32 protein-coding genes are annotated in these 25,968 nt (G+C 70.2%); 20 read left to right on the forward strand and 12 right to left on the reverse strand.

Going from position 1 to position 25,968, the window contains the following annotated elements; all coding sequences use genetic code 11:
• Positions 1 to 50: 50 nt before the first annotated feature.
• Positions 51 to 623 (reverse strand): helix-turn-helix domain-containing protein, encoded by a 573-nt coding sequence (locus OG329_RS22460; RefSeq protein ID WP_405797551.1) that lies wholly within the window; start codon positions 621 to 623, stop codon positions 51 to 53.
• Between the two features lie 99 nt (positions 624 to 722).
• Between OG329_RS22460 and OG329_RS22465 the strand changes: the two genes are divergently transcribed.
• Both OG329_RS22465 and OG329_RS22470 read left to right on the forward strand, forming a co-directional pair.
• Entirely contained in the window at positions 723 to 1,730 is a 1,008-nt protein-coding gene (locus OG329_RS22465) for an NAD(P)/FAD-dependent oxidoreductase (RefSeq protein WP_405797552.1), read from the forward strand.
• A 60-nt stretch (positions 1,731 to 1,790) separates the two neighbouring features.
• Entirely contained in the window at positions 1,791 to 2,534 is a 744-nt protein-coding gene (locus tag OG329_RS22470) for a hypothetical protein (protein WP_405797554.1), read from the forward strand.
• Between the two features lie 21 nt (positions 2,535 to 2,555).
• Here OG329_RS22470 and OG329_RS22475 read toward each other — a convergent pair whose 3' ends face one another.
• From OG329_RS22475 to OG329_RS22485, 3 genes are all read right to left on the reverse strand, one after another.
• Entirely contained in the window at positions 2,556 to 2,990 is a 435-nt protein-coding gene (locus tag OG329_RS22475) for a nuclear transport factor 2 family protein (protein ID WP_405797555.1), read from the reverse strand.
• A gap of 99 nt (positions 2,991 to 3,089) precedes the next feature.
• Positions 3,090 to 4,418, reverse strand: coding sequence for a histidine--tRNA ligase (hisS, locus tag OG329_RS22480; protein ID WP_405797557.1), 1,329 nt, complete (start codon positions 4,416 to 4,418; stop codon positions 3,090 to 3,092).
• Between the two features lie 216 nt (positions 4,419 to 4,634).
• Positions 4,635 to 5,087, reverse strand: a complete 453-nt coding sequence (locus OG329_RS22485) for an ATP-binding protein (RefSeq protein WP_405797558.1) — start codon at positions 5,085 to 5,087, stop codon at positions 4,635 to 4,637.
• A 158-nt stretch (positions 5,088 to 5,245) separates the two neighbouring features.
• Between OG329_RS22485 and OG329_RS22490 the strand changes: the two genes are divergently transcribed.
• The gene (locus tag OG329_RS22490; RefSeq protein ID WP_405797560.1) at positions 5,246 to 6,097 is read left to right on the forward strand and encodes a helix-turn-helix domain-containing protein; all 852 of its coding nucleotides are present in this window, start codon (positions 5,246 to 5,248) and stop codon (positions 6,095 to 6,097) included.
• Between the two features lie 13 nt (positions 6,098 to 6,110).
• Positions 6,111 to 6,305 carry a DUF397 domain-containing protein gene (locus OG329_RS22495; protein ID WP_405797562.1) on the forward strand — a complete coding sequence of 65 codons (195 nt, stop codon included), beginning with the start codon at positions 6,111 to 6,113 and terminating at the stop codon, positions 6,303 to 6,305.
• A gap of 84 nt (positions 6,306 to 6,389) precedes the next feature.
• Here the strand turns inward: OG329_RS22495 and OG329_RS22500 are convergent, their stop codons facing one another.
• Positions 6,390 to 6,968 carry a TetR/AcrR family transcriptional regulator gene (locus OG329_RS22500; RefSeq protein WP_405797564.1) on the reverse strand — a complete coding sequence of 193 codons (579 nt, stop codon included), beginning with the start codon at positions 6,966 to 6,968 and terminating at the stop codon, positions 6,390 to 6,392.
• A gap of 91 nt (positions 6,969 to 7,059) precedes the next feature.
• Here OG329_RS22500 and OG329_RS22505 point away from each other — a divergent pair, with 91 nt between their 5' ends.
• The 8 genes from OG329_RS22505 (at position 7,060) to OG329_RS22540 (ending at position 13,699) form a co-directional block, all read left to right on the forward strand.
• Complete coding sequence (locus OG329_RS22505) at positions 7,060 to 7,506, forward strand: anthrone oxygenase family protein (RefSeq protein WP_405797565.1); 447 nt, start codon at positions 7,060 to 7,062, stop codon at positions 7,504 to 7,506.
• 42 nt (positions 7,507 to 7,548) lie between these two features.
• Complete coding sequence (locus OG329_RS22510) at positions 7,549 to 8,379, forward strand: NmrA family NAD(P)-binding protein (protein ID WP_405797567.1); 831 nt, start codon at positions 7,549 to 7,551, stop codon at positions 8,377 to 8,379.
• Positions 8,380 to 8,654: 275 nt separating this feature from the next.
• The gene (locus OG329_RS22515) at positions 8,655 to 9,047 is read left to right on the forward strand and encodes a hypothetical protein (protein WP_405797569.1); all 393 of its coding nucleotides are present in this window, start codon (positions 8,655 to 8,657) and stop codon (positions 9,045 to 9,047) included.
• Positions 9,048 to 9,218: 171 nt separating this feature from the next.
• On the forward strand, positions 9,219 to 9,431 hold the full coding sequence (locus OG329_RS22520; protein ID WP_405797570.1) for a hypothetical protein: 213 nt from the start codon (positions 9,219 to 9,221) through the stop codon (positions 9,429 to 9,431).
• 149 nt (positions 9,432 to 9,580) lie between these two features.
• The gene (locus tag OG329_RS22525; RefSeq protein WP_405797572.1) at positions 9,581 to 9,994 is read left to right on the forward strand and encodes a hypothetical protein; all 414 of its coding nucleotides are present in this window, start codon (positions 9,581 to 9,583) and stop codon (positions 9,992 to 9,994) included.
• Entirely contained in the window at positions 9,987 to 11,411 is a 1,425-nt protein-coding gene (locus OG329_RS22530) for a caspase domain-containing protein (RefSeq protein ID WP_405797573.1), read from the forward strand. Before OG329_RS22525 ends, OG329_RS22530 begins: the two co-directional genes overlap by 8 nt.
• Before the next feature lie 686 nt (positions 11,412 to 12,097).
• Positions 12,098 to 12,751: a hypothetical protein gene (locus tag OG329_RS22535; RefSeq protein ID WP_405797575.1), complete on the forward strand. Its 654-nt coding sequence runs from the start codon at positions 12,098 to 12,100 to the stop codon at positions 12,749 to 12,751.
• A gap of 24 nt (positions 12,752 to 12,775) precedes the next feature.
• Positions 12,776 to 13,699, forward strand: coding sequence for a phosphatidylinositol-specific phospholipase C (locus tag OG329_RS22540; RefSeq protein ID WP_405797577.1), 924 nt, complete (start codon positions 12,776 to 12,778; stop codon positions 13,697 to 13,699).
• A 107-nt stretch (positions 13,700 to 13,806) separates the two neighbouring features.
• Here OG329_RS22540 and OG329_RS22545 read toward each other — a convergent pair whose 3' ends face one another.
• The 5 genes from OG329_RS22545 to OG329_RS22565 form a co-directional block, all read right to left on the reverse strand.
• On the reverse strand, positions 13,807 to 15,252 hold the full coding sequence (locus OG329_RS22545) for a sensor histidine kinase (RefSeq protein WP_405797578.1): 1,446 nt from the start codon (positions 15,250 to 15,252) through the stop codon (positions 13,807 to 13,809).
• Positions 15,249 to 15,998: a response regulator transcription factor gene (locus tag OG329_RS22550; protein WP_405797580.1), complete on the reverse strand. Its 750-nt coding sequence runs from the start codon at positions 15,996 to 15,998 to the stop codon at positions 15,249 to 15,251. Before OG329_RS22550 ends, OG329_RS22545 begins: the two co-directional genes overlap by 4 nt.
• A 70-nt stretch (positions 15,999 to 16,068) precedes the next feature.
• Complete coding sequence (locus OG329_RS22555; RefSeq protein ID WP_405797581.1) at positions 16,069 to 17,211, reverse strand: S1C family serine protease; 1,143 nt, start codon at positions 17,209 to 17,211, stop codon at positions 16,069 to 16,071.
• Positions 17,212 to 17,334: 123 nt separating this feature from the next.
• Positions 17,335 to 18,357, reverse strand: coding sequence for a LacI family DNA-binding transcriptional regulator (locus OG329_RS22560; RefSeq protein WP_405797583.1), 1,023 nt, complete (start codon positions 18,355 to 18,357; stop codon positions 17,335 to 17,337).
• Between the two features lie 24 nt (positions 18,358 to 18,381).
• Positions 18,382 to 19,230, reverse strand: a complete 849-nt coding sequence (locus tag OG329_RS22565) for a response regulator transcription factor (RefSeq protein WP_405797584.1) — start codon at positions 19,228 to 19,230, stop codon at positions 18,382 to 18,384.
• A gap of 385 nt (positions 19,231 to 19,615) precedes the next feature.
• Here OG329_RS22565 and OG329_RS22570 point away from each other — a divergent pair, with 385 nt between their 5' ends.
• The 8 genes from OG329_RS22570 (at position 19,616) to OG329_RS22605 (ending at position 24,685) form a co-directional block, all read left to right on the forward strand.
• Positions 19,616 to 19,870, forward strand: a complete 255-nt coding sequence (locus OG329_RS22570; protein WP_405797585.1) for a MoaD/ThiS family protein — start codon at positions 19,616 to 19,618, stop codon at positions 19,868 to 19,870.
• Positions 19,806 to 21,086, forward strand: coding sequence for a hypothetical protein (locus tag OG329_RS22575; protein WP_405797586.1), 1,281 nt, complete (start codon positions 19,806 to 19,808; stop codon positions 21,084 to 21,086). Before OG329_RS22570 ends, OG329_RS22575 begins: the two co-directional genes overlap by 65 nt.
• A 203-nt stretch (positions 21,087 to 21,289) precedes the next feature.
• Positions 21,290 to 22,036 (forward strand): DUF2993 domain-containing protein, encoded by a 747-nt coding sequence (locus tag OG329_RS22580; protein ID WP_405797588.1) that lies wholly within the window; start codon positions 21,290 to 21,292, stop codon positions 22,034 to 22,036.
• Between the two features lie 217 nt (positions 22,037 to 22,253).
• A complete protein-coding gene (locus tag OG329_RS22585) occupies positions 22,254 to 22,361 on the forward strand; it encodes a putative leader peptide (protein ID WP_023540667.1) in 108 nt (35 codons plus the stop codon).
• A gap of 160 nt (positions 22,362 to 22,521) precedes the next feature.
• Positions 22,522 to 23,361, forward strand: a complete 840-nt coding sequence (locus tag OG329_RS22590) for a sulfurtransferase (protein WP_405797589.1) — start codon at positions 22,522 to 22,524, stop codon at positions 23,359 to 23,361.
• A 42-nt stretch (positions 23,362 to 23,403) separates the two neighbouring features.
• Entirely contained in the window at positions 23,404 to 23,691 is a 288-nt protein-coding gene (locus OG329_RS22595; protein ID WP_143621054.1) for a DUF1416 domain-containing protein, read from the forward strand.
• 92 nt (positions 23,692 to 23,783) lie between these two features.
• On the forward strand, positions 23,784 to 24,059 hold the full coding sequence (locus tag OG329_RS22600; RefSeq protein WP_405797590.1) for a DUF3099 domain-containing protein: 276 nt from the start codon (positions 23,784 to 23,786) through the stop codon (positions 24,057 to 24,059).
• A 44-nt stretch (positions 24,060 to 24,103) separates the two neighbouring features.
• Entirely contained in the window at positions 24,104 to 24,685 is a 582-nt protein-coding gene (locus OG329_RS22605; protein WP_405797591.1) for a Uma2 family endonuclease, read from the forward strand.
• 12 nt (positions 24,686 to 24,697) lie between these two features.
• On the opposite strand, the gene OG329_RS22610 is transcribed toward OG329_RS22605, so the two are convergent.
• Together OG329_RS22610 and OG329_RS22615 are read right to left on the reverse strand one after the other, a co-directional pair.
• Positions 24,698 to 25,534 (reverse strand): maleylpyruvate isomerase family mycothiol-dependent enzyme, encoded by an 837-nt coding sequence (locus tag OG329_RS22610; protein ID WP_405797593.1) that lies wholly within the window; start codon positions 25,532 to 25,534, stop codon positions 24,698 to 24,700.
• 68 nt (positions 25,535 to 25,602) lie between these two features.
• A complete protein-coding gene (locus tag OG329_RS22615; protein ID WP_405797595.1) occupies positions 25,603 to 25,965 on the reverse strand; it encodes a DsrE family protein in 363 nt (120 codons plus the stop codon).
• Positions 25,966 to 25,968 lie beyond the last annotated feature (3 nt).

Consider the following 25,968-nt stretch of genomic DNA (forward strand, 5'->3'; position numbering starts at 1 on the left):
TGTTCGGGCGCGCCGGGCAGCCCATGCGGTGCGCTCGGTGTGGCAAGCCCTCACCCCGCGCCCTCGCCGTTCTGGTGCCCCCGGCGGGCGTCACGGTCGAAGATGCCCAGCACCTCGCACGGCCCGCCCTCCGCACCGATCGCGTGCGGAAGCATCGTGGGGAACTCCGCCGCCTGATTGGTCTCCACCCGAAGGCGGCGGTTGCCCAGCAGCAGGATCGCGGTGCCGGAGAGGACGACGAGCCATTCGTGGCCGGGATGGGCACGCATGCCGGAAGGGCTGTCGGGCGGCGGGTCCGTCATCCGCTGGCGTACGACCGTCAGGTCCGGGGCCGCCCGGACGGGCCAGCGCATCTGCTGATGGGCGGCGTCGATGGTCGGGCTGGAGATGACGTCGTCCGCCGCCGTCTCCACGAGCTGGTCGAGCGAGGTGTCCAGCGCGCGGGCGAGGGTGACGAGCTGGTCCAGGGCGAGGCGGCGCCGGCCGGTCTCGATCCGGCTGAGCGTGGAGGGACTGAGCCGGGCCCGGGTGGCCAACTCGTCCAGGGACCAGCCCTGCGCCATCCGCAACGCGCGGATCCGCTTGCGTACCAGGCTGTCCAACTCACTATCGTCTTGCGTCATAGGCAATATTCTATGTCCTATCCGCAATCTGCGCCTACGTTTTTAACGCGTAAGGATCCGCTCAACGCAACCCACGCGCCGCAAGGAAGGGCCACGCCCATGTCTGAGACGACCGACACGAACACTGACACCGACACGAACACCGACACCGAGTACGAGACCGTCGACGCCGTGGTGATCGGCGGGGGCGCCGCAGGACTGAACGGCGCGCTGATGCTCACCCGCTCCCGCCGCTCGGTCGTCGTGATCGACAGCGGCACGCCCCGCAACGCGCCCGCCGAAGGCGTGCACGGCCTGCTCGGCCGGGAGGGCATCGCGCCGGCGGAACTGCTGCGCCTGGGGCGGGAGGAGGTACGCGGTTACGGCGGCCGGATCGTGTCGGGCGCGGTGACCGACGCCGTACCGATCGACCCCGCCGCCGAAGGCGATCCGCGCTTCGCCGTGACCCTGGCGGACGGCAGCGTCCTACGGGCCCGCCGACTGCTGGTCGCCACCGGGGTACGTGACGTACTGCCCGACGTCGCCGGGCTGGCCCGGCACTGGGGGCACGGGGTGGTGCACTGCCCGTACTGCCACGGCTGGGAGGTACGGGACACGGCCATCGGCATCCTGGCCGGGGGCCCGCCCTCCGTCCACCAGGCGCTGCTGTTCCGGCAGTTGACCGAGGACCTGGTCTACTTCACACGCGGCACGGACCTGGACGACGACACCCGCGCGCGCTTCGCGGCGCGCGGCATCCGCGTCGTGGACACCCCGGTGGCGGCGGTCGAGCCCACTGAGGATGGCGGTATCGCGGGCGTACGGCTGACGGACGGGCAGTTCGTCGCCCGCCGGGTCCTCGTGGTCGCGACCGCGACGTGGGCCCGCGCCGACGGACTCGCGGGACTGGGCCTGCCGATGGAGGAGCTGCCCGGCGGCATGGGCAGCCGCTTCGTGACCGGCACGGCGGGCACCACGTCCGTTCGCGGTGTGTGGGTGGCCGGGAACGCCACCGACCCGACCGCCCAGGTCGGACCCTCGGCGGTGGCCGGTGCCCTGGCAGGAGCGCACATCAACGCGGACCTGGCGACCGCCGACACCGCCGCGGCGCTCACCGCCGCGGCGTAGCGCGATCCGTCGAGGTCACCTCGACGGTCACCTCGACGGATCGCGGCTTACGCTCCCGGCATGACCAAGTTCTTCGCCACTGTGTGCCTGCCGCCGACCGCTCCCCGAAAGGTGCCACGGGCGGTAGCCGCCGCCATGGCGCCCTACGACATGAACCTCGGCGACGAGGGGAACCTCGTCGGCGAGTGGGACCGGTGGATCATCCATTCCGGCGCGGGCAACACCTACCTCGTATCGCCTCCGCACGACGGCGACCGAAGACTCGTGACGGCCAAGACCGTGCCACGCAGAAAGGCCGAGCTGGACCCCCTCGGACCGCTGGAATGCTACGGCGGTCCCCGGGGCCTGCTCGACTTCGACGCCATGCGCCGACGAGCGGTCCGCGACCATGACGCCCTGCTCGCCGCCTGGACCGAACTGACCGCGATACACCCGCCGGCCCGCCCGTTCACCGACTTCCTCGCCCGCCACGAGGCCGAGCCCGACACGTACTCCCTGGCTGACGCCAAGGAGGACCATCTGGCCCAGCCCCTGGTACAGGACGTGGCCCAACGGGCCGTCGCGGGAGACCCGCACTTCGGCATGTCGTTCCTCGTCAACGACCCGATCGCCTACTTCGCGCAGGAACACGGGGAAGCCCGGCTGTGGGCGGCCCAGTCCGCCGTGCCGCGCTACGGGCTGGTCAGGCTCGACGGCTCGTGGACGGACGCGAGTTCGGACGACGACCATTGGGAACAGACCAACCACTACCTCGACGGCCTCGACCCGGAGACCGTCGTCCTCGACGTGTACTGCCACTCCTGAGCCGGGCGCCCCCCACGCTCCTCAGCGGAGGTTGTCGCCCCAGCCGCCCTGGATCATCGTCTGGAACGCCCACGCTCCGCCCCGCTTGATCAACACGTCGGCGTAGCGGAGCTGTTGGGTCTCGCCCCCGGCCGTCGTCATGGTCGAGTCGGTGAAGACGACGACCATCGCGGAGCTGAGGAAGACGGGCGTACGGACGGAGTCGAACGTCAGGTCCCCGTCGTCCCCGCCCATCACCTGCGTCATCGTCGCGACGAACTGCTCCCGGTCCCACTGGGCCGACGCCCCGTCGCCCTCGGAGTTGTCGCTGACGAGATTGAGCGGAAAGACCGCGAGGTCCGCCATCCGCTCGATCTCGCGCTTGGCGCTGTGCGCGTCGTACGCGGCGAACCACGCGTCCACGGAGGCGAGTTCGTCGGGGCTGGGGGTGTAACCGGTGTCTGGCAGAAGGGCCATGCGCTGTCTCCCGTGCACGTATCATTGGTCAAGTTTGACTAGACCGCTCGCCCGGAGTGTATGTCAGCCTTTCCGACTAGTCAAACTTGATTAACCGCGTCAGACGGCCGGCGCGCACCGCCGCGAAAGCTCCGCGGCAGCCAGCTCGAAGGGGATTTCGGTCTGCTCGCCGCTGTCCATGTCCCGCAGGGTCACCGTCCCCGCCTCGCGCTCGCTCGCCCCGTAGATCACACAGAATCGAGCCCCTTGATCGCCCGCCCACTTCATCTGTCTGGCAAACTTTCCGCTCGACCCGAGGTAGATACCCGTACGGAGTCCGGTACGGCGGATCCGCTCCGCCAACTGGAAGCAGTCGGCCGACTGCTCCTCACCCATCACCGTGACCGCCACATCGATCTGTGAGTACTGCGCTTCGTCCGGCTGCGTCAGCAGGGGCAGGATGCGTTCGATGCCCAACGAGCCGCCGCACGCCGGTGAGTCCTTGCCCCCGAGGTCGCCGATGAGGCGGTCGTAGCGCCCACCGGAGGCGATCGATCCGGGTGTCCCCGGGGCGACGACCTCGAAGATGATGCCGGTGTAGTAGTCGAGTCCGCGTACGAGATTCGGCGTGAAGGCGATGCGTTCGGCGGGGATCGCGTCCTCGGTGAGTTCCAGCAGCCGGTCCACTTCCGCGAGACCGATCTGGCCGGTCCCACTGGATTTCAGCCGCGCCGTGACGCGCTCGACAGAATTCGTCGCGGTGAGGTCGTCCACCAACCCTTCCGCCGTCGCGGGCGGGAGACCACGGCCCGACACCAACTCGGCCACGACCGCCTCCGGAGAGAGCTTGTCGAGCTTGTCGAGGGTGATGAGCACCCCCGAACCGAGATCGTCCGGCACCTCGTAGGCATCCAGCAGGCCGAACAGCGCGTGCCGGGAGTTCAGGAGGAACCGGAACTCCGGGACCCCGAGCGCCGTGAGAGCGTCATACAGAGCCACGACAACCTCGGCATCGGCCAGCGGCGACGACGAGCCGACGATGTCCAGGTCGCACTGCACGAACTCCCGGAAGCGCCCCTTGCCGGGCCGGTCGGCCCGCCACACCGGAGCGATGGCGTATCGCTTGTACGGCGACGGGAGTTGGCTCCCGTACGCCGCCGAGGCGCGGGCCAGCGGGACCGTGAGGTCGTAACGCAGCGCGAGATCCGCCTCCCCGCTCGCCTCGTGCTCGCCGCGCCGCAGGATCTTGAAGATGAGCTTGTCGCCCTCGTCGCCGTACTTGCCGGTGAGCACGTCAAGACGTTCGAACGCGGGTGTCTGGAGCGGCTGGAAGCCGAAACGGCCGAACGCCGCCCGGATGGTCGCGAAGGCGCGCTCGCGCGTCTCGAACTCGGCGGCGAGGAAATCGCGGGTGCCGGACGCGGGGTCGAACTGCTTGGTGGGGGCCATGCGATGCATAGTCCCGGAACTCGGTTGCCCAGGGCAAAACTCACAAAGGGGGCTCTGCGGAATCGCTCGGCGGCTCCGGAGCCGGGTCCGGACCTGGGTCGGGAGCCTTGGGCCTGCGTGGGGTGGACGTGAAGACGACCGAACCGGCGAGTATCCCAAGGCAGATGGCCGGGATCAGGAAGTCCCACGGCGGCGGATGGAGGGCGGCGAGGTGGGTCATGTCGGTGAGTCGTTCCCGGCCAGGGTGAACCAGACGGCCTTGTGGCTGGGGGAGAGCCCTCCGTAGATGGTCGACCCCCACGTCTCGGCGACCCGGTCCAGCAGGAACACGCCCTGCCCGCAGCCGAGTTCGTACGCCGTGAGGGTGGTGTTCGGTACGGGCAGGGCCCAGGGCGCGTCGTCACTCACGTACACGGTGATCCGCTTCCGGTTGACGGCGACTGTCACCCCGATCCGGTGAGTTTGTGTATGCCGGTGTGCGTTCGTCACCAACTCCGTTACGCAGAGACGGGCGTCGTCGGCGAGGGCGTCGTGCCGGCTGACGTGGAGCAGGGTGTCGAGGAAATCCCGCGCGATCTTCGGCGCGGTGGCCGTGTTGGGCACGGCGAGTCGGTAGGTCTCACCGCCGTGAGGGGGCGGGGGCGGTACGGGAGTTGGGGTGGCGGTCATGGCGCCTTCTCTCCGCGATCGGTTGCGTTCGGTTGCCGCGTGATGTGGGTACCGTAGCGCAATGTCTCATTAGTGGTACACCGATGGCGCATTGAAGTTACTGTTGAACTACCGTTGCGGAGCGGGACACACTGGGACCCGACAAGATGGAGAGGTCGATGCCACCGAGGAAAGCGCCTACGGCGCGTCAGCGCCGACTGGGTACCGAGCTGCGCAGGATGCGGGAGCATGCCGGTCAGACGATCGCCGAGGCCGCCGACATACTCGGCACCGACCGCACCACCATCAGCAACACCGAATCGGGGCGGTTCGGTGTGAGCGGTGAGCGAGTACGTACCTGGGCCAACAGCTACCAATGTCCGGATGCGGAGTACGTCGACGCACTCGCCGACATGGCGGCTGAGCGCGGTCAAGGCTGGTGGGAGGAGTACCGCAACGAGTTGGTCAACATGGCCTTGGACTTGGCGGAGTTGGAGCACCATGCCGCCGGTATTCGGTCTGTCCAGATCATGCATGTGCCCGGTGTGCTTCAGACCGAGGACTATGTGCGCGCGGTCTACGAAGGAGCTGTGCCGGCGATCAGTCCCGCGCGCCTGCGGCGGCGGCTCTCGCACCGGTTGAAGCGCCGGGATGTGCTCGACCGCGACAACCCACCGGAATGCACGTTCCTCATTCACGAGGCGGCGCTGCGAATGACGTACGGCGGCGTCGATGTTGGTCGCAGCCAGCTCGACTACCTGTTGAAGGAGTCCGAGCGCGACAACGTCACGATCCGCGCGATCCCGTTCGCGGCGGGCGGTTTTCCGAACGCCGGTAGTTCGACGCAGTACGTGTACGGCGTGGTACCGCAACTCGACACTGTCCAGACGGATACCCCGAGCGGATCGGCGTTCCTGGATGCGGAGACACCGCTTGCGAACTGGCGGGCGGTGCTTGACCGCACCGAGGAGTGCTCGCTCGACCCGGACAGTTCGCGGGACTTCATCCGCGCAATCGCACAGCAACTATGAAGGCGTGAGAACGATGGAAATTCAGTGGCGTAAGTCCTCGAAGTCCGCAGACGACGAGGCTGACTCCTGCCTGGAGTTGGCGGAGCACGACGGCGAGATCCTGATGCGTGAGAGTGACCACCCTGGCGTGGTCATCCGCACCACCCGGGTCAAGCTCCGCGCCTTCCTTGAAGGTGCCAAGGAGGGCGAGTTCGACAACTTCGCCTGACGCGCGGCGCGTTCACGACGAACGGGCGGTTCCCACCGGCGCAGGTGGGGGCCGCCCGTTGGTGGTTTTCAGCCGGACGGTGTGTCAGAGCACGGCGAGCCGGTCCACCAGCAGCTTCACTCTCCGCTCGGTCTCCTCCGGCGGCAGCCGTCCCGTACGGGTCAGGGTGGCCACTCCGTGCAGGGACGCCCAGAACACCTCGGTGAACAGTCCCGGGTGGACGCCGTCGCCGGCGACCTCGCCGAGGCTTTCCAGCAGGGCGGCGAAGGCGTCCTTCAAGGGTTCCGGGGTGTCCTCCTGTGCGTACGCGAGGCCGCCGTCGAGCTGGAAGATGGCGTCGTAGACCGCCGGGTTGCGTGCGGCGAAGTCGAGGTAGGCGCGGGCGAGAGCGGTGACCTTGGCGCGGGGGCCGGCCGCGGCGGAGGTCGCGGTCCGCAGCGCCGTGGCCATCTCGGTGGCGCCCTGGAGGGCGACGGCGCCGATGATCTCGCGTTTGCCGCGGAAGTGGCTGTAGAGGACGGGCTGGCTGTATTCGATGCGCTCGGCGAGGCGGCGGGTGGTGACCGCGTCCCAGCCCTGCTGCTCGGCGAGTTCGCGGGCCGTCGCCACGATGAGGCGTTCGCGGTCCGCCCGTTCGCGTTCCTTGCGTTCCTGTACCGACATGACTCGATTCTAGCACCGCTAGACAATCGAGCGGCAGTAGTACTAGCGTTGCCTCATCGGCTAGCGGCACTAGATCCCAGGAGGGGTCATCATGCTCAGCACACTTGAGGTGTTCACCACCGTGATCGTCGGCGTGATGGTGGGGGTGGAGTTCTCCGTCGCCTTCGTCATGAACCGGATCTTCAACGCACTGCCCGAAGACAGTGGCCAACTCGGCCGCGCCCACGGGGGCCGGATGCTCGGCGCCGTGATGCCGGTCTGGTACATCGGCTCGCTCGTGCTCGTCGCGGTCTGGGCCATCGCCGGATGGCACGACCCCGGCGCCGGTCTCGTCGTCACCGCCGGCGTGCTTCTGATCGTCAGCGTGATCATGTCGATCCTGCTGCTCGTCCCGATCAACAACCGGGGCAAGACGTGGACCCCCGACAACCGGCCCGCCGACTGGAAAGAGCAGATGAACCGCTGGGACCGCTTCCACTACGTCCGCGTCGCCGTCATCATCGCCGCCTTCGCCCTGCTGGTCGCCGCCCTCGCCTGAGTGAACCCACTAACCGGATGCAGCCTCCGTTAGTGTTGCCGGATGATTCTTGTGACGGGAGCGACCGGCACCATAGGCCGGTACCTGGTAAGAGCACTGGCGGAGGCCGACGTACCCTTTCGCGCGCTGGTGCGGGACGCGGGCAAGGGTGAGGAGTTGGGCTGCGAGTTCGTCGTCGGGGACTTCGGCAATCCGGCCTCGCTGGCGTCAGCCTTGAAGGGTGTCGACCGTCTTCTGCTCAACAGCGGCGGCGCTCTCCCGGTGGCCGGACAGCAGCCCATGGTCCGACAGCAGACCGGTGCCATCGACGCGGCACGGACCGCCGGAGTCTCGTCGGTGGTGAAGGTGTCGGCGTGGCGGCCCGCTCCGGACGCGAAGCTGTCCGTACGCGGTCACTGGGAGATCGAGCGGCATCTCGAGGCGTCCGGGCTGCGATGGTCGTCACTGCAACCCACCGGCTATATGCAGAACTTCTTCACGGGGGAGGGCGGGTTCACCCACGGCGACGCCCTGGCAGGTCCTTACGGCGCGGGGCGGGTGGCGTACCTCGACGCCTACGACGTCGCCGCCTGCGCCGCCGCGCTGCTGACGGGCCCGCTCGGCGGCGGCGAGACCTACGCGCTCACCGGCCCCGAGGCGCTGACGCACGAGGAGATCGCGGCGAAGCTCGCCATTCCCTTTCACGACCAGACGCCCCAGGAGGCGGCCGAGGGGCTACGGGCGCAAGGGCTGCCCGGCTGGTTCGTGGATGACCTTCTGTGGCTCTATGCGGACATTTCGGCCGGCTCGATGTCCGAAGTGACGACGGCGGTGGGGGATCTGACGGGGCGTGCGCCGCGTACGTTCGCCGAGTTCCTGGCGAACCGCGCATAGCGCGGGGCGAGTTCCACGACCTCGCCTGGCGCGAGGCGCGTTCATGACGGGCGGTATCCACCGAAGCGGGTGGGACCGCCCGTTAATATTTCCAGTATCACTCGTTAGACGTAACACTCTTGATACGGGTCCGTCTCAAACGCTAGCGTTCGGCTCATCGGCCCCTGCTTCTGCGCCAGTTGGGGGCGATTCGAAGGGCTGCCCCCTGCTCGCCGCTCGTCACGCCGGCCACGAGCAGGGGGCGGCTACCGCCGCCGTACCCAGGAGGTCCCGGCATGCGTCAACCGTGGCAACCGTCGCAACCGCGTCAACCTGGGCCGCCGCTCGCCGCGTTCTGGTGTGAGCGGGTGGTGTACGAGTCGTTCGACCCCGACAGCGGTGCCGACATCTCGCGCTGCTCGATGCCCACTCCGGCCGAGGCCATCCACGCGATTCGCCTCGATGTGCGCGCGCTCATGGACATGCTGGCGCCCATCGAGCGGGAGCGGGCGCTGAGTTGGACGGGGCACGGCGGGTCGGTCGGGGCCGTCGCGGCGCTGCACCGGGGGGAGCCGTGCGGGTTCTCGCTCAGCAGTGAGGGGCGGTGGGTGGAGTGGACCGTACGGCCGTATCTGGTCTTCGACGTGCACCACACGTCTCTTCTGCCCCGAGCGTCGCTGCGGAACTGACGGAGCCGACGCCGCCGCCCATAAGACGTCCGCCCCGACCGGTGAAGAACCCTGGACAGGTCAAGTGGTCGGGGCGGATGACCAATCCGCGGGGCTCACGCCCGCGCGGTTCACCGGTCACGCCGTCGACGCTACGGCGGCGCGGCCCTTCGCGAAAGAGGAGGTCGGCGTATGAGCGCACAGACCGTCGAGACATACGAGACGCGGTCGCCGGACGCCGAGGACTGGCGGGGCGTTCCGTTCCGTCACCCGCGAGACATGCCGGCCGGCGCCCCGATGGTCACGGCGGAGGCCGACGGCGGCAAGCACGACGGAGGCCCCATGCCCCCCGAGGCGCCGCGCGATCCCGCCCCGAGCGGCGGGGGCGGCGGGGGCGGCAAGTAGCCCCACCCGGTAACTCGCGCTGACAGCAGCGCCCCGGGGTCCGCCGTGTGCCGCGCGCCGCGTGCCGCGATCGCTCGGCGGGTCCCGGGGAAGGGTGGAAGTTTCGGGTTTCGTCCCGGTCGCCGTTACGCGCCTGGCACGATGCCGCCATGAGTGACCTCGATTCGCGGACCGCGGCGTTACGGCTGACGGTCGACGCGCCCGACGACGCGCCGGGCGGCGCCGTCGGGAACGGCCAACTCGCGTCCCTGTACGCGTGGTTGCAAGACGTGGACGGGTTGCGCGGTGTCGTGGCTCTGCGCGGTGCGCCGCCGGTGCCGGGGACCATGGGCGCCGCACTGGACGTGATCACCGTCGCGGTCGGCTCCGGTGGCGTCGCGGGCATCCTCGCGCGTTCGGTCGCGACGTGGCTCGTCCGGGGGCGGCGCTCGGACGTCAAGGTCACCGTCACGACGGAGAACGGGCGGAGCCTGGAGGTCGATGTGCGGGGCGCCCGGGACCCGGAGGCTCTGCTGCGGCAGGTGGCCGACATGGCGCGGCGTCCGGCAGCCTCGGATGACTGAAGTCTGGTATCCCAAGGGCGACTTGTCGCGCGTCGTGCTGATCGGGGCGGCCAACTACGCCTCCGACGAGCTGCCCGCGATCCCCGCCGTTCACGGCAACCTGGCTTCGCTGCGGACCGTGCTCGCCGACTCGCCGCGCGCCCTGTTGCCGCCGAAGAACTGCCGCGTACTGGGCGGTCGTGGCGCCCGTAATCCGGTGACGCCGGTCTCCGTGGGCACGGCACTCGCGTCGGCGGCGCGTGAGGCCACCGACCTGCTGCTCGTCTACTACTCGGGCCACGGACTGCTCGATGACGGGGGCCGCCTGCATCTGGCGCTGGCGGACACCGATCCCGACCCCGAGACCGTCGCGTTCAGCGCCGTCCCCGTGGAACAGGTGCTGCGCCTGGTGGGGCGGGCCAGGGCGCGGGCGCGCGTGCTCGTCCTGGACTGCTGCTACTCGGGACGGGCGGTGGCGGCCATGGCGACCAGGACGGGGATCGTGGCCGACCAGTTGGAGCGTTCGGGTACGTACACCCTCACGTCCACCACACAGACCGAACTCTCCTTCGCGCCGCCCGGTGACCCGCACACCGCTTTCACGGGTGCGATGCTGCGCGCTCTCGAAGGACCGCGTGTCCTGACGCTGGACGAGATCTACCACTTCGTGGACGACGACCTCAACGGCCGCTCCCTGCCCAGGCCGCAACGGCGTGCGGTGAACGCGGCCGGCGATCTGGCGCTTGTCGAGGCGCCCCCTGCTGCCCCTGTCGCTGCCCCGGCGACGCCGACCATCGTGCCGACCCGCCGACCCTCCTCGGCGGCGGGGCGGGAGGACCCCTCGGGAGCGCCGCGTACCGAGGGCGAGATCGTGTTCACCCGGCCGCACGAGACGCGCGAGGAGCGGCGCTCGGCTCTTCTCATCGGGTCGGCGGTCACCGCCGTCCTCGTGGTGACGACCTGTGTTCTCTGGGCGGCGTACGGCCTGTCGGCGGCGAAGTGGCCCGCGTTCTTCCTGCCGTCGTGCGCGCTCGGCTTCGCTCTGCGTGAGAAGGCCGGGGGGACGCTGACCGTGGACAGCGACGGAGTCTCGGTACGCGGCAATCCGGCGGCGCCGACCCTGGACATGCGTATTCCCTGGGCGGACGTCCAGTACATGGGGCTGCTCCACGAGGTCAACGCCGCCACCACGAACGACACCGTCGACAGGTTCGAGAACGTCATCTTGGTGAGATTGCAGCCGGATTGCACTCTCGTCCAACCGGGCCTGAGAGGAGACAGCATCGCGCGCCTCGGGTACCGCTCGCTGGGCAGGCTCAAGGACTACCGCGCCGATCCGGTCCTGCTGCGCGAGGCGGTGATGCGGTTCAGGCCGGACGTCTACCGCACCAACAACGAACTCCTCGACCTGGATCTGCGCCTCAGCAAGACCATTTAGGCGCTGCCTCAATGGTCGCGGACCGAGCCACAACTCCCCCCGCCACCACCGCGACCAGGTCGTTCCTTGTCTTCGTGTGCCGTCGGATGTCCATCCGTTTCCCTCCGCGCGCCTGATCGTTGGTACGGGCGTGTCGCCGGCCGACTCATCTCGGGAGTCTTCGACGTGTCCTACGTCGGTCGGTTCCCCACCGGCCGGCGCGAAGACGGACGACGACCATACGGAGTGCGGCATGTCAGACGAACCGACCACCGAGACCGAAACCACTTCGGGCGAAGACGCGACCCCGGAGACCAACAACGCCCCGGTGATCGCCCCGGACGCGAGCACGACTCCCGTCACCAAGGGACGCCGCTCTCACAGGCCCGATGGCCAGGACCCTTTCCACGCCGGTAGGTAGCCGGCAAGGACGCGGAGCGGTAGGTGCCCCGTCCGGATGACTCAGGAGCGAGTCCACCTGGACGGCACATGCCACCCGCAGGCCCCTGGAACCAGCCATGATTCCAGGGGCCTTCCGCATGCGGGTCGGGTGATGTCCCTCCCGCCGGCCCGTCACGAACTGCGCGCCGAGTAGCGGGGTTGGCGTCCCAGCGGGTCCGACGGTAGATCTCCGGCCGTAGATCAACGTGCCGTCGGTGGCGCAGAATGAGACACCCGTGCGGTCAGAAACGAGGTGTCGCGTCCCGATGAAACGCAAGACCAGAATTCTCCTGGCGGGTGTGGCCTCCGTCGGCGGCGCCGTCGCCGGCGCCGGCCTGCTGCGCAATCGTCGGCCCCGTCCCCGGGAGCGCCTTTACGTCACGGTCTTCGCCGAGCCCGGCTATCTGGGCCGCAACGAGACACTCATGTGGACCGGCGGCGGGCGCGAGGTCGTCCCGCGTGACCGGGTGCGGGTGCCGCGCATCGGCTCGATCAGACTGGAACGGCTCGTGTACCGCTTCCGCCCCGAGGTGCGGCTGCCGGACGCGTACATCCTGCGGCAGGCCCTCAGCGAGCGCCTGGACCCCACGGACCGCGAGGAAGGCGTGGCGAGCTTCGTCGCCGTGCACCAGCTCGCCGGTATGTTCTCGGTGGGTTTCTGGGAGCCGGTCGGCGAGTTCGACGCGCGGTCGGGAGTACGGCTCTGGGCCGGGCGCCCCGGCGATCCGCCGCCCGCGCACGACGAGGGGAACCCTTCCGGTACGCCGGCGGATTCCGGCGGGGCGCCCTGGCGTGACGTCCTGGTGAACACGCCCGACCTCGGCGCCTGGAGCACCCGTACCCGCTACCTCGAACTCGGCTACCACGACGGGAGCGGCCCGCGCGCCGGTGCCGCCGGATCGGGCCCTGTCCGTGGATGATGTGTGCACGCCATAATCGGCCCCATGGTCACAGACGGAGCTACAACTCCCCCCACCAGTACTGGACTTGGCCGACGCGGAATCCTCGCCGGTGCCCTCGCGCTCTCCGCCACCGCGCTCGTCGGTACGCGCCCGGCGGCGGCCACCCCCGCCACGGAACGGCGCGCGCTCGCCCCCTCCGACTGGCTCGCCGGGATCGGCGACTCCACCCCCGTACAGCGTCTGACACTCCCCGGCACGCACAACTCCGGTGCGCGCAGCGGCGGTCTGTACGTCGCCTGCCAAGGGACCACCATCGCCGATCAGTTGAACAGCGGGGTGCGCTTCCTCGACGTACGGTGCCGGGCGTTCGACAACGCCTTCCCGATCCACCACGCCGCCTATTACCAGAACCTCAACTTCGACGACGTCCTGACCGCGTGCCGCGACTTCCTCCAGGCGCACCCCTCCGAGACCGTCCTGATGCGTCTGAAGCAGGAGTACTCGACCGAGAGCGACGCCGAGTTCCGGCGGATCTTCGACACGTATCTGGACGGGAAGGGCTGGCGCTCCCTCTTCCGGCTCGACAGCACTCTGCCCACGCTCGGCCAGGCGCGCGGCAAAGTCGTGCTGCTCGCGGACAACGGCGGGCTGCCGGGTGTGCGGTACGGGGACGGCGGGCTGTTCGACATCCAGGACGACTACATGGCCGAGCCGGGCGCCAAGTACCCCAAGATCGCTGACCATTTCCGCAAGGCGGCGCAGCAGCCGGGCAAGCAGTTCATCAACTACGTCAGCACGGCCGCGCTGCTGCCGCCGCGCTGGAACTCCGACCGGCTGAACCCGCAGGTGCACACGCTGCTCGACGGATCGGAGGGGGCCAACTGGCGCGGGCTCGGCATCGTGCCGCTGGACTTCCCGGAGACACGGGCGGGGCTGGTGGACTCACTGATCCGGCACAACGGCTGACGACTGGCGGCTAGCGGCTGACGGCTTACGGCTGTCGGCTCTGGCTCAAGGGGCACGCGGCGGCGGTTTCCGGCCGCCGCCGCGCGCGTCCCGGCGGGGCGCACCGGTCAGGCCCGCGTCGCGCCGGGGCCCGGACCCGCCGGGCCCGTCGGGGGTGGTGTCGGGGCGCCCGGGATGCGGATCGCGGCCACCGTGCCGCCGCCCGCCGCCGGGCGCAGCGCGATCTCGCCGCCCGCCTGCTGCACCGTGCGCGCCACGATCGACAGGCCGAGGCCCGACCCCGGCAGCGCGCGGGCGGACGGGGAGCGCCAGAAGCGCTCGAAGACGTGCGGCAGTTCCTCCGACGGGATGCCGGGGCCGTGGTCCCGTACCGTCAACTCGCCCTGTGTGCTCAGCGTGACCTCGATGGCCGCGCCCGCCGGGCTGAACTTCACCGCGTTGTCCAGGACGTTGACCAGCGCCCGTTCCAGCCCGGCCGGCTCGGCCCGTACGTACCAGGGCCGCAGCGCCACGTTTATCGTCAGGTCCGGCCCCCGCAGCCGGGCGCGTTCCAGGGCGCTCTCCACGATCGTGTGCAGCGCGACGACCTGGAGCGGGCTCGGATCGGCGGCGTCCGGCCTGGACAGTTCCTGAAGGTCGCCGATCAGCGACGCCAGCTCGGTCATCTGCGCCTTCACCGACGCCATCAGCGCCTTGCGGTCCTCCGGGGGGATCGCGCGGCCCGTCTCCTCGCTGCGGGCGAGCAGTTCGACGTTCGTACGCAGCGAGGTCAGCGGCGTACGCAGCTCGTGGCCCGCGTCGGCGATGAGCTGCGCCTGGCGGTCGCGCGACGAGGCGAGCGCCGCCGTCATGGAGTTGAAGGAGCGGGAGAGACGGGCGATCTCGTCCTCGCCCTCGGCCGGGATGCGCAGGCTCAGGTCCTCGGTCCGCGCGACATGCTCGACCGCGCGGGTCAGCCCGTCGACCGGCCGAAGACCGGCCCTGGCGACCCAGAGCCCGGCGGCGCCCGCCCCGACGACGCCGACACCGGCGACGGCCAGCAGCAGCAGGGCGAGGCGGTTCAGCGAGTTGTCGATCTCGCCGAGGGGGCGGGAGATGGAGACAGTGGCGATCTCGCCGCGCAGACTGATGCGTTCCCGCGTGGTGTGGACACGCACCGGGGCGCCGTCCTCGGTGGTGGAGTCGTGCAGGGTGCTGGGCTCCGTCCCGCGCGCGACGGCGATGTCGGAGGGCTGGATCTTCACCGGCTGCGAGGAGGCTTCCACGCACCGGCTGCCGTCGCTGCCGACGATCTGGATGAACGCGAAAGCCGTGTTGACGTTCTCAGGCGGGGGCTGGCCGTTCCCGCACTGTTGCAGCATCTCCTGCACCAGGTTCTGGGGCGCCGAGATGCCGCGGAGCGATTTGTCCAGCTCCGTCTCCAACTGGGCGCGGGTCAGCAGCCAGCAGGCGACCGCCGCCACCGCCACGGCCACGGCCACCGCGGTGGCGACGAGCATGGCGAGGCGGGAGCGGAGCGGCAGCGTACGCAACCGCCGGACGAGAGAGGTCACTCGGCGCCGCCCTGCCCGCCCTGCCCGCCCTCGGCGCGCAGCGCGTAACCCACCCCGCGCACGGTGTGGACGAGCCTGGGCTCGCCGCCGCTCTCGGTCTTGCGCCGCAGATACATCACGTACACGTCCAGCGAGTTGGAGCTGGGCTCGAAGTCGAAGCCCCAGACGGCCTTCAGGATCTGCTCGCGCGTCAGCACCTGACGCGGGTGGGCCAGAAACATCTCCAGGAGGGTGAATTCGGTACGGGTCAGCTCCACCCGGCGCGCGCCCCGCGTGACCTCGCGCGTCGACAGGTCCATCCGCAGATCGGCGAAGGCCAGGACGTCGTCCCCCGGCAGCTCGTCGCCCGCCGAGCCCGCGTACGAGCTGCGGCGCAGCAGCGCGCGGATCCGGGCGAACAGCTCGTCCAGCTCGAAGGGCTTCACCAGATAGTCGTCCGCGCCCGCGTCGAGCCCGGTGACCCGGTCGCCGACCGTGTCGCGCGCGGTGAGCATCAGGATCGGTACGGTCGATCCGCCGGCGCGCAGCCGGCGGGCCGCCGTCAGCCCGTCCATGCGCGGCATCTGGATGTCGAGCACGATCAGGTCGGGCTGGTAGACGGCGGCCTTGGTGAGGGCGTCGACACCGTCGACGGCGACCTCGGTGCCGTACCCGTCGAACGCGAGACTGCGCTGAAGCGCCTCGCGGACGGCGGGCTCGTCGTCGACGATCAGGACGCGTTGCGGATCGCCTTCGGCGGGGCTCATGTCGTCGCTCATCCTTGCAACTCGGGGGTCTCTGCTGCTTCAGCCTCGCACGACGGGCGGATCCTGGTCGTCAGTTCCCGGCGCGCAGCGTGCTCAGGTCGGCCTTGACGGTGTTGACCGGGATGGAGAAGCCCAGTCCGACACTGCCCGCCGACGAGCTGTCGGCACTCGAACCGCTCGCCGAGAACATGGCCGAGTTGATGCCGATGATCTCGCCGTTCATGTTGATCAGCGCACCGCCGGAGTTGCCCGGGTTGAGCGACGCGTCGGTCTGGATCGCCTTGTACGTGGTCGTGGACGAGCCCGTGTCGCCGTTGAACTGCTGACCGCCGAACTCGAACGGCCACTGACGACTGCCGCTACCGCCCTGCTGTTGCTGCTGCTGGCCCTGACCCTCGTCCTTCGACACGGTGACATCGCGGTCGAGCGCCGAGACGATACCGCTGGTCACGGTGCCGGTCAGCCCCTCGGGCGAGCCGATCGCCACGACCTCGTCGCCGACCTTCACGCTGTCGGAGTCGCCGAGCGTCGCCGTCTTGAGGCCGCTGACACCCTGGAGCTTGATGAGGGCGAGGTCCTTGTCCGGGCTGGTGCCCACGACGTCGGCGGTGTACGACTTGCCGGTGCTGAGCTGCACCTTCACCGTCTGCGCGCCCGCGACGACGTGGTTGTTGGTGATGACCTCACCGTCGGACGTGACGATCACACCGGAGCCGGTGGACTCCCCGGCGCTGGAGGACGCGGTGATCTCCACGATGGTGGGGGAGACGGCCGCCGCCACGCCCGCGACCGTGCCCTTGCTGCTCTGCGAGACGGTCGTACCGGAGACGCTGCTCGCGGTCGTACCGCCGGAGTCGTTCGTCAGGGTCTCGGTCAGCGCCGCCGTACCACCGCCGACCACGGCCGCGACGATCGCGGCGGCGGCGAGCAGCGCGACGGGCCGCTTGGCGCGCCGGGCGTGGGCGGGGGCGGAGGTGTGCGCGGGGGCGGCGGCACCCCAGCCCCAGGTGGGGTGACCGGACTGGGCGTGGTGGCCGCCGGGACCGGGCTGGTACGGCGCCTGCGGCTCGTACGGTGCCTGCGGCTCGTACGGTGCCGCGGGCTCGAACGGCGGGGGCGGCGGGTACGCCTGCCCGCCGCCGGCCTCCTGCTGCTGGTTCGAAGCTTCCAGGTTCGCGTCTTCGTCGCCGCCGCCGCGGTAGTTGTCGGTCATGTCATCGACAATCCGCCCCGCAGATGAGAGCCGTCTGAAGGCGTTCTGAGAAGCCCGACAGAACCGTGTATGTCGCATATAAAGGCGGCCCGCCGGGGCGCCTCCGAGCCCGGTGCTACCGGCTCACGAGCACCCGCACGAGCGCCGCACGATCAGCGCCGACGGGAACTGCTTCACCCGTTCCCTGCGCGACCCCGCCACCCGCAGCCCGTCGTCCAGCACCAGGTCCACCGCCGCCCGCGCCATCGCCGGGCGGTCCGAGGAGACCGTCGTCAGCGGCGGGTCCGTGAGCCTGGCCTCCTTGACGTCGTCAAAACCGGCCACGGCCAGCTCGCCCGGCACGTCGATCCGCAGTTCGCGCGCCGCCCGCAGCACGCCGATCGCCTGGTCGTCGGTGGAGCAGAAGATCGCCGGCGGCCGGTCGGGCCCGGCCAGCAGCTTCAGCGCGACGTTGTACGCGTCGTAACGGTTGTAGAGCGCCATGAAGAGTCGCCCCTCCGTCGACAGACCGGCCTCCCGCATCGCACGGCGCCAGCCCTCGACATGGTCGGTCACCGGGTCGCCGACGACCGGTGTCGACTCCACGCCGCCCAGGCACGCCACGTACGGATACCCGTGCTCCAGCAGATGCCGGGTGGCGAGCTGCGCGCCGCCGATGTCGTCCGTCACGACGGCGACGTCGTCGATGCCCTCGGGCCGCTCGTGCAGCAGTACGACGCGGGCGTCCCACGCCTCTATCTCGGCGGCGGCCCGCTCGCTCGGGCCCTGGCTGACCAGGATCAGCCCGGACACCCGCATCCCGAGGAAGGCCCGCAGATAGTGGACCTCGCGCTCGTTGCGGTAGTCGGAGTTGCCGACGAGCACCATCTTCCCGCGCTCGGCGGCGGCCTGTTCGACCGCGTGCGCCATCTCCGCGAAGAACGGCTGCCGCGCGTCGGGCACGACGACCCCTATGAGGTCGGTCCGCCGCGACGCCATCGCCTGCGCGACCCGGTCGGGCCGGTAGCCCAGCTCCTTGATCGCGGCGAGTACACGCTCGCGCGTGGCCGGGGCGACCGGCCTCGGTCCGTTGTTGATGACATAGCTGACGACCGCGGTCGAAGTCCCCGCCAGTCGCGCCACGTCGTCCCGCGTCACCTTGGCCACGCGCGGCAGTCTACGCGTGGTGACCTACCGCCCGGCAGGCCGTACGGCGCCTTCTCGCACCTCGGACGTGTCAGCCGTGTGCGTGGTGTCCTCAGCCGCCCCGGCCACCGGCCCCGCGGCCTTCGCATTCGCATTCGCGTTCACCTTCGCCGCCGCCTCGGCGATGGCTTTCGCCTTCGCCTCCTCCGCCGCGCGCTCGACCTTCTCCGGCGTGACGAAGCGGTAGCCGACGTTGCGGACCGTGCCGATCAGCGACTCGTGCTCGGGGCCGAGCTTCGCGCGCAGCCGCCGTACGTGCACGTCGACCGTCCGCGTACCGCCGAAGTAGTCGTAGCCCCACACCTCTTGGAGGAGCTGGGCCCGCGTGAAGACCCGGCCGGGGTGCTGCGCCAGATACTTGATCAGCTCGAACTCCTTGAAGGTCAGGTCCAGGACCCGCCCCTTCAACTTCGCGCTGTAGGTCGCCTCGTCCACCGACAGATCACCGTTGCGGATCTCCATCGGGGAGTCGTCGGTCGAGATCTGCTGGCGGCCGGTGGCGAGGCGCAGCCGAGCCTCGACCTCGGCCGGGCCCGCGCTGTCGAGCAGGACGTCATCGATGCCCCAGTCGGCGGTGACGGCGGCGAGACCGCCCTCGGTCACCACGAGGACCAGCGGGCAGCCGGGCCCGGTGGACCGCAGCAGTTGGCACAGCGACCGCACCTGGGGCAGGTCGCGCCGGCCGTCGATCAGTATGACGTCCGCACCGGGGGTGTCCACGAGGGCCGGCCCCTCGGCCGGGGCCACCCGCACGTGGTGCAGAAGCAGTCCGAGTGCGGGCAGCACCTCCGTCGAGGGCTGGAGGGCGTTGGTGAGCAGCAGCAGAGAACTCATCGCCGACCACCCGCCCGGGTCGGACAATCTTCATGTGTCCGCGTCATCCGCGTCATTGGCTCGCCCATTACGTGGTTCCTCCTCGGTCCCTGCAAGGGGGCACCTCCCGCACCCGGAGGGCGTGGGGGCGTATGTGGCAACGCCGACCGCCCCGCGCCCCGGGTCGGAAAGCGCGAAAGGACCCGGGGGCTACATTGCCCGGATCCTCTCCCGCAGCAGAATAACCCACATGTGCTCAGTGTCAGAGGGTGGGAACAGCGGGTCATCTGTACCCGGGCCCGCTCCCAAGGCGGCGGATGCCGTGGCGGGGCTGGGGATCGGCCATCATGGAGGGCCGACGGGATCCGACGAGAAAATTGCCGAGAAAATAGGGGAGGAGTACGCCATGGCAGCGGGAACCATCCGCTACTGGGCCGCGGCCAAGGCAGCGGCGGGCGTCGCCGAGGAGCCTTACGCGGCGGACAATCTGGCCCAGGCGCTGGACGTCGCGCGGGACAAGCACCCCGGTGAGCTGGTCCGGGTGCTCCAGCGGTGTTCGTTCCTCGTCGACGGTGACCCCGTGGGCACCCGTGGGCATGAGACCGTACGGCTTGCCGAGGGCGGCACGGTCGAAGTGCTCCCGCCGTTCGCAGGAGGGTGAACAGCCGAGCATGAGCGACGACCAGTACAACCAACATGAGCCGCACGGCGGTTACGGCCGGAGTTACGACTCCGAGCCGTACGGGCAGCAGCAGTACGGCGTACCGGGACCGGCCCAGGCGCCCAACCCCTACCAGCAGCAGTACCAGGAACCCTCGTACCAGCAACAGCCGTACCAGGAACCGTCCAACGGGCAGGACGCGCAGACCTGGGAGGGCCAGACCTGGGACACCCAGTACCAGCCGCAGGTCCAGTACCGGCAGCCGCCGCACCCGCACCAGCACCCGCACCAGGCCGCCGCCGAGACGGCCTATCTGCCGCAGCAGTCCGGGGCGTACCCGCTGCCGCCGGAGGTCCCCGCCCCGGCCCCCGCACAGGCGCCGTACGCGCCGGCACCCCCCGCGCCCGAGGCCCCCGCCCCCGACAGCTACAGCCCGCCCACCACCATGGGCAACGCGCGCATCACCGACGCCCAGCGCGCCCGCGCCGAGGGCCGGTCGCCGATCATCCCGCCCGGCATCCAGCCCGCCGGGCTGACCGCCCTGCTCGCCCTGCTGCTCGCGGGCGGCGCGGCCGTTGGCCCGTACGCGCTCCTCGTCCCGCTCGTCATCCTCCAGGCGGTCACCGCCGCGGGCTGGTTCCGGCTCAACGGCATGTGGCCCGCCCGGCAGGGCATCGCGCTGGCCTTCGCCGGCGCGCTCGTCGCCGACGTCGCGGTGCTCGCCGTCGGCGACGAACACGCGCTCGCCGCGATCCTCGGCACGCTCGGTGTGTGGGTGCTGCTCACGGTCGTGGTGCAACTGCGCAGCTACGCGGGCGCCGACGAACGGATGCAGGGCCTGATGGCCACCGTCGCCGCGGCCTCGCTCGCCATCATCGCCACCGGGAATCTCGCGGCCGTGCCGGACGCCGTGACGGTCGGCGCGCTCGCCGTCGCCGCCGCGACCGTCGCCCGCGCGCTGCCGCTGCCGGGCATCGTCTCGATCGTGGTCGCGCTCGCGGCCGGCGCGGGCGCCGGGATCGCGGCGGGCGGGCTGACGGACATCGGCGGCCAGGGCGCGCTGCTCGGCCTCGGGGCCGGTGTGTGCGCGCTGATCGGGCTGCGGGTGGCGAGCTACGACTATCCGTCGCGCTTCGTGCACATGACGGCCGGGGTGGCGCTGCCGCTGACGGTGGCGGTGCCCGCGATCTATCTGCTGGGCAGGGCGCTGGCGTAAGACGAGACGCACGCCTCTCCCCACGGAGCGGCGCCGGGAACCGAACCCGGCGCCCCGAACGTCGACCCAGTGCGGTCACCGTACGGCCGCGTCGAGATCGATCCGCGTGACCGGAGCGACCGGAGTGACCGGAGCGACAACGCTGCCATTAGGCTCACCGTCGTCATGGGGGCTGGTACCACCAGGGTGGGGGACACCGAGCAATGCGCGCACTGCGAATTCTGCTGATCTTCGTCGTGATCCTCGGCGGGCTGTTCGTCGCCGTCGACCGGGCCGCGGTGTACTTCGCCGAGAGCGAGGCGGCTAGCAAGATCAGGAGCAGCCAGGGTCTCACCAGCGAGCCCGACGTCTCCATCAAGGGCTTCCCCTTCCTCACACAGGTCGCGGGCTCGAAGCTGGACGAGATCGAGATCAGCGTCGGCGGGATAACCGCGACGGCGGAGGGCCGGCAGGTCGAGGTGACCGAGGTGAAGGCCGAGCTGCGGGACGTGAAGGTGAACAGCAGCTTCTCGTCGGCGGTCGCGGGCAGCGCGCAGGGCTCGGCGCTGATCTCGTACGAAGACCTCAGCAAGTCCGCGCCGCAGGGCGCGACCGTCAGCTACGCCGGGGCCGAGCGGGCGGCGAAGGGCCAGGTCAAGGTCTCGGGGCCGCTGGGCGATCTGCTGGAGGGCGCGGGCGTCGACGTACCGACGGCCTTCCAGGCGATGCTGCGGGAGGAGTTCACGGCGTACAGCACCGTGTCGCTGGAGGACGGCGACAAGGTACGGCTGCGTGCCGAGGACCTTCCCAAGCTGTCGGTGCCGGGCGTCGAGGGCGAGTTGAAGGACGTTGTCGACTACGACCTGACGATCGACGGACTGCCGTCGACCATCACGCTCGACAAGGTGACGACGACGCAGGACGGCCTGCGGTTCTCGGGCACGGGCACGGACGTCGACCTCACGAGCTGACGGCCCACCGGCGGACGGCGGGCCCGGCCCACCGGCGGGCCGCCGCCGTATCGTGAGACGCGGATGTCCATCCCGTAGATGGAACAGCGGTACGAGAGGGTCCAGGACCGGGTCCCGGCCACCGGGAACGCCCATCTGTCCCACATCTCGGACGATCTCGTCTCACCATTCGACACCCCGGTGACATCGCACCGTATCCGTCCCTACGATCGGACGCATGCAGTGCTTCATCAGCGGTCTCCAGCAGCGGGGACAGGCGAACCTCACGAAGCGGCGGGCAGTTGATCTGTGCCGCGTCGCCGCCATGCTCTGTCGCACCGCCTGAGCGGGACACGTCCGTCAGTCCCGCCACCTCTCCCGGCCCTTCGACCATCGCGTCAGGCCACCCCGTGCCACCCGTGCCGTACGCAGCCCGCCGTGCCCCCGTGCCCGGAAGGCGCCGCCGCCCGCACCACCCGCCGCACACTGCCCCGGAGGAGAACACAATGAGCCGCAGCGACGTCCTGGTAGACGCCGACTGGGTCGAGGCCCACATCGATGACCCGAAGGTCGTCATCGTAGAGGTGGACGAGGACACCTCGGCGTACGAGAAGAACCACATCCGTAACGCCGTCCGCATCGACTGGAAGCAGGACCTCCAGGACCCGGTGCGCCGCGACTTCGTGGACCAGGAGGGCTTCGAGAAGCTCCTGTCCGCCAAGGGCATCGGCAACGACGACCTCGTGATCCTCTACGGCGGCAACAACAACTGGTTCGCGTCGTACGCCTACTGGTACTTCAAGCTCTACGGCCACGAGGGCGTCAAGCTCCTCGACGGCGGACGCAAGAAGTGGGAGCTGGACTCGCGCGACCTGGTCGACGCGGTGCCCGAGCGCGCGGCCACGCAGTACAAGGCCAAGGCCCAGGACACCTCGATCCGCGCCTTCCGCGACGACGTCGTCGCCGCGATCGGCAGCCTGAACCTGGTCGACGTGCGCTCGCCCGACGAGTTCAGCGGCAAGCTGCTCGCCCCCGCGCACCTCCCGCAGGAGCAGTCGCAGCGCCCCGGCCACGTGCCGAGCGCCCGCAACATCCCGTGGTCGAAGAACGCCAACGACGACGGCACGTTCAAGTCGGACGACGAGCTGACGGCCCTCTACGAGGAGGAGCAGGTCGATCTGGCGAAGGACACCATCGCCTACTGCCGCATCGGTGAGCGCTCGGCGCTCACCTGGTTCGTGCTGCACGAGCTGCTGGGCCAGGAGAACGTCAAGAACTACGACGGCTCGTGGACCGAGTACGGCTCCCTCGTCGGCGTGCCGATCGAGCTCGGCGCCAACAAGTAATCCCGCCCGCCAGACTCGGCTGACCCTAAGGACAGATCCCATATGTGTGGAGCGAAGGCCGGCGGCCCGGACGCCTCGTCGATCAAGCCCGGTGAGACCACCATCCAGGGTTCCGTGACCCGTGACGGCGAGCCCGTCACCGGCTACGTACGCCTGCTGGACTCGACCGGAGAATTCACCGCGGAGGTGCCGACCTCGGCGACCGGACAGTTCCGCTTCTACGCGGCCGAGGGCACGTGGACGGTACGCGCGCTCGTACCGGGCGGCACGGCGGACCGTACGGTCGTCGCCCAGACCGGCGGGCTGGCCGAGGTGGCCATCGCGGTCTGAGCGGGACATGATCGGCCGGAGGGCCGCACCCCAGGGGGTTGGACGCTTCCTGGACGGGGTGCGGCCCTTCGTGCCGTCGGTAAGCTCGATGTATGTACTCGCGACGCCGTCGCCGCTACTTCGTGCTGATGGGCGTATGCATCGCCTTGTTCGTCAGCGCCTGGGCGTTCGTACGCCTGTGGTCGGTGCCGGCGGCGATCGGCATGTGCGTGGTGGCCATGGTCATCCCCCCGATCGCGGCGATGATCGCAAACGCGCGCGGCCCGGACGACCGCTGGTGGGACGACCCGCCGGGCGACCCGAAGTCGGGCGATCCGAAGTCGGACGAGTGGTGGGACGAACTGGACGGCAGGAAGAAGCCGAAATGAGCCGGGGGTAGGTCGACTCAGGCGCGAGACGCTACGGTGAAGTCATGACCGCACTGCCCGACTGGATGCGCCCGCCCCGCGCGGAAGGCTGGTTCGCGGAGGACTTGGACCGCCTTCCCGAGGCACCCCGCCATACCGAGCTGATCGACGGAGCGCTCGTCTTCATGATGTCCCCACAGCGCTGGTGGCACGGCCACCTCGTCACGATGCTCACCGTCGCTCTCATGGAGCAGGCGCCGGACGACGTCAGTGTCGGCCGGGAGATGACCATCAAGCTCGACCGACGCAATCGCCCCGAGCCGGATCTGGTCGTCACGACGGCCGACTTCGACGGCGACCGCACGTGGTTCGCACCGGAGGAAGTGCGACTCGCGGTCGAGGTGGTCTCACCCGAGTCCGCCCACCGCGACCGCACCGTGAAACTCCACAAGTACGCGGAGGCGGGCATCCCGCACTACTGGCGTATCGAGGAAGAGGACGGGGCACCCGTCGTCCACGTCTACGAACTTGACGAGCCGACCGCCGCCTACGCGCCCGCCGGCATCTTCAGGGGCTCGCTGCACCGGCCGGTGCCGTTCGAGATCGACCTGGATCTGAACAAGCTCGCCCTGTCCCGGGGGCGTTGAAGGCTCCCCGCGCTACGCGACCACCGCCAGCAGCGTCGTCGCCGTGCGGGTCAGTGTCTCGTCGCCGGTCAGGACGCAGTGGGTGCGGGCCTGCTCGGGTGTTGTTCCGCGGGTGGCCAGGCGCCACAGTGTGTCCTGGTCCACCGTGATCCGTGCCGTCGGCGACGGGTGGGGGGTGGGTGACGGGAGCCAGCGGGCCGAGCGGCGGACCGCCGACCACGTGCCGCCCGCCGGGCCGGTGACGTCGAAGCGTACGGACGTGCCGTCCGGGCGCTCGTGCTCGCGCAGGGTGTGCGGCAGGGCGCGCATGAACGTGTCGATCACCGGGGCGAGCAGGTCGGGTCCGGCCGCGCCGGGGCGGCCGACCGCGTCGCGGATCTGCTGCTGGTGGACCCACAGCTCGGTGTACTCGCGGGCGATGTCCAGCCAGACGGGGCTCGGCTCGTCCGTGCCCGCCCAGGAGACGTCGAGCCCGGCGGGGCCGTCGAGCGGGACCGTCGCCCACAGGGTGTCGAGCTGTGGGCCGAGAAGGGCCAGCAGGTCGGTCAGCACGCGCGGGCTGAGCTGGCGGGTCGCCTCCACGAAGACGCCGTTCACCCGCGTCAGATAGGCGGGCAGCGTCTCGTCGTTCTCGAAGACGGCGCCGCGGTGTCCGTCACGGCCGCCGGACAGACGGCGCAGACAGTCGTTGAGGATGTGCCCGGCGACGTCGTGCACGTCCCAGCCGGGGCAGACCGTGGGCGCCGACCACTCCTCGGGCTCCAGCGACCGGAGCAGTTCGAGCAGTGCGTACCGGTCGCGTGGGAAGAGCGGGCGGGTGTCGATCAGCGGCCCGAAGCGTGACGTCATACGGCGAACGTAGGAGGCGGGCGGGCCGGTGGCGACCGGATATTCGTGGTGGCCCGCACGGCCGTACGTCAGTACACGAGCGCCTGCGCGTCGTCCGCCATCGCCTCGCTGACGAAGACCTGGGCGCCCGCGATCCGTACGCCCTCCAGTACGTCCTCCTCCGCGATCTCGCGGCGCGCCGCGCACTGCGTGCACAGCGTGATCCGGCCCGCCGACTGGATCGACTCGATCAGGTCCGGCAGGGGCGCGGCGTGCGGCAGCTCGAATCCGGCGGCCCGGCCCGGCAGGGCGAACCACGATGATTCGCCGGTCAGCCAGAGGGACACCTCCACACCACTGGCCACGGCGACCGCCGCGACGGTGAATGCCTGCGAGCAGCGCTCGGGGGCGTCGGCGCCGGCGGTTACCTTGATCACGAGCTTCTTCGCCATGTC

This window comes from Streptomyces sp. NBC_01506 (assembly GCF_045040295.1).
Lineage (GTDB): Bacteria > Actinomycetota > Actinomycetes > Streptomycetales > Streptomycetaceae > Streptomyces.

Bases quoted from the DNA above. Each gene is read 5' to 3' on its own strand.
- OG329_RS22485 (WP_405797558.1), bottom strand. From the start codon at position 5,087: ATGACCGCCACCCCAACTCCCGTACCGCCCCCGCCCCCTCACGGCGGT.
- OG329_RS22575 (WP_405797586.1), top strand. From the start codon at position 19,806: ATGAGACCGTACGGCTTGCCGAGGGCGGCACGGTCGAAGTGCTCCCGC.
- OG329_RS22500 (WP_405797564.1), bottom strand. From the start codon at position 6,968: ATGTCGGTACAGGAACGCAAGGAACGCGAACGGGCGGACCGCGAACGC.
- OG329_RS22475 (WP_405797555.1), bottom strand. From the start codon at position 2,990: ATGGCCCTTCTGCCAGACACCGGTTACACCCCCAGCCCCGACGAACTC.
- OG329_RS22465 (WP_405797552.1), top strand. From the start codon at position 723: ATGTCTGAGACGACCGACACGAACACTGACACCGACACGAACACCGAC.
- OG329_RS22470 (WP_405797554.1), top strand. From the start codon at position 1,791: ATGACCAAGTTCTTCGCCACTGTGTGCCTGCCGCCGACCGCTCCCCGA.
- OG329_RS22615 (WP_405797595.1), bottom strand. From the start codon at position 25,965: ATGGCGAAGAAGCTCGTGATCAAGGTAACCGCCGGCGCCGACGCCCCC.
- OG329_RS22600 (WP_405797590.1), top strand. From the start codon at position 23,784: ATGTACTCGCGACGCCGTCGCCGCTACTTCGTGCTGATGGGCGTATGC.
- OG329_RS22540 (WP_405797577.1), top strand. From the start codon at position 12,776: ATGGTCACAGACGGAGCTACAACTCCCCCCACCAGTACTGGACTTGGC.
- OG329_RS22595 (WP_143621054.1), top strand. From the start codon at position 23,404: ATGTGTGGAGCGAAGGCCGGCGGCCCGGACGCCTCGTCGATCAAGCCC.
- OG329_RS22535 (WP_405797575.1), top strand. From the start codon at position 12,098: ATGAAACGCAAGACCAGAATTCTCCTGGCGGGTGTGGCCTCCGTCGGC.
- OG329_RS22525 (WP_405797572.1), top strand. From the start codon at position 9,581: ATGAGTGACCTCGATTCGCGGACCGCGGCGTTACGGCTGACGGTCGAC.
- OG329_RS22530 (WP_405797573.1), top strand. From the start codon at position 9,987: ATGACTGAAGTCTGGTATCCCAAGGGCGACTTGTCGCGCGTCGTGCTG.
- OG329_RS22460 (WP_405797551.1), bottom strand. From the start codon at position 623: ATGACGCAAGACGATAGTGAGTTGGACAGCCTGGTACGCAAGCGGATC.
- OG329_RS22510 (WP_405797567.1), top strand. From the start codon at position 7,549: ATGATTCTTGTGACGGGAGCGACCGGCACCATAGGCCGGTACCTGGTA.
- OG329_RS22585 (WP_023540667.1), top strand. From the start codon at position 22,254: ATGCAGTGCTTCATCAGCGGTCTCCAGCAGCGGGGACAGGCGAACCTC.
- OG329_RS22580 (WP_405797588.1), top strand. From the start codon at position 21,290: ATGCGCGCACTGCGAATTCTGCTGATCTTCGTCGTGATCCTCGGCGGG.
- OG329_RS22490 (WP_405797560.1), top strand. From the start codon at position 5,246: ATGCCACCGAGGAAAGCGCCTACGGCGCGTCAGCGCCGACTGGGTACC.
- OG329_RS22495 (WP_405797562.1), top strand. From the start codon at position 6,111: ATGGAAATTCAGTGGCGTAAGTCCTCGAAGTCCGCAGACGACGAGGCT.
- OG329_RS22605 (WP_405797591.1), top strand. From the start codon at position 24,104: ATGACCGCACTGCCCGACTGGATGCGCCCGCCCCGCGCGGAAGGCTGG.
- hisS (WP_405797557.1), bottom strand. From the start codon at position 4,418: ATGGCCCCCACCAAGCAGTTCGACCCCGCGTCCGGCACCCGCGATTTC.
- OG329_RS22505 (WP_405797565.1), top strand. From the start codon at position 7,060: ATGCTCAGCACACTTGAGGTGTTCACCACCGTGATCGTCGGCGTGATG.
- OG329_RS22520 (WP_405797570.1), top strand. From the start codon at position 9,219: ATGAGCGCACAGACCGTCGAGACATACGAGACGCGGTCGCCGGACGCC.
- OG329_RS22515 (WP_405797569.1), top strand. From the start codon at position 8,655: ATGCGTCAACCGTGGCAACCGTCGCAACCGCGTCAACCTGGGCCGCCG.
- OG329_RS22550 (WP_405797580.1), bottom strand. From the start codon at position 15,998: ATGAGCCCCGCCGAAGGCGATCCGCAACGCGTCCTGATCGTCGACGAC.
- OG329_RS22565 (WP_405797584.1), bottom strand. From the start codon at position 19,230: ATGAGTTCTCTGCTGCTGCTCACCAACGCCCTCCAGCCCTCGACGGAG.
- OG329_RS22610 (WP_405797593.1), bottom strand. From the start codon at position 25,534: ATGACGTCACGCTTCGGGCCGCTGATCGACACCCGCCCGCTCTTCCCA.
- OG329_RS22570 (WP_405797585.1), top strand. From the start codon at position 19,616: ATGGCAGCGGGAACCATCCGCTACTGGGCCGCGGCCAAGGCAGCGGCG.
- OG329_RS22590 (WP_405797589.1), top strand. From the start codon at position 22,522: ATGAGCCGCAGCGACGTCCTGGTAGACGCCGACTGGGTCGAGGCCCAC.
- OG329_RS22555 (WP_405797581.1), bottom strand. From the start codon at position 17,211: ATGACCGACAACTACCGCGGCGGCGGCGACGAAGACGCGAACCTGGAA.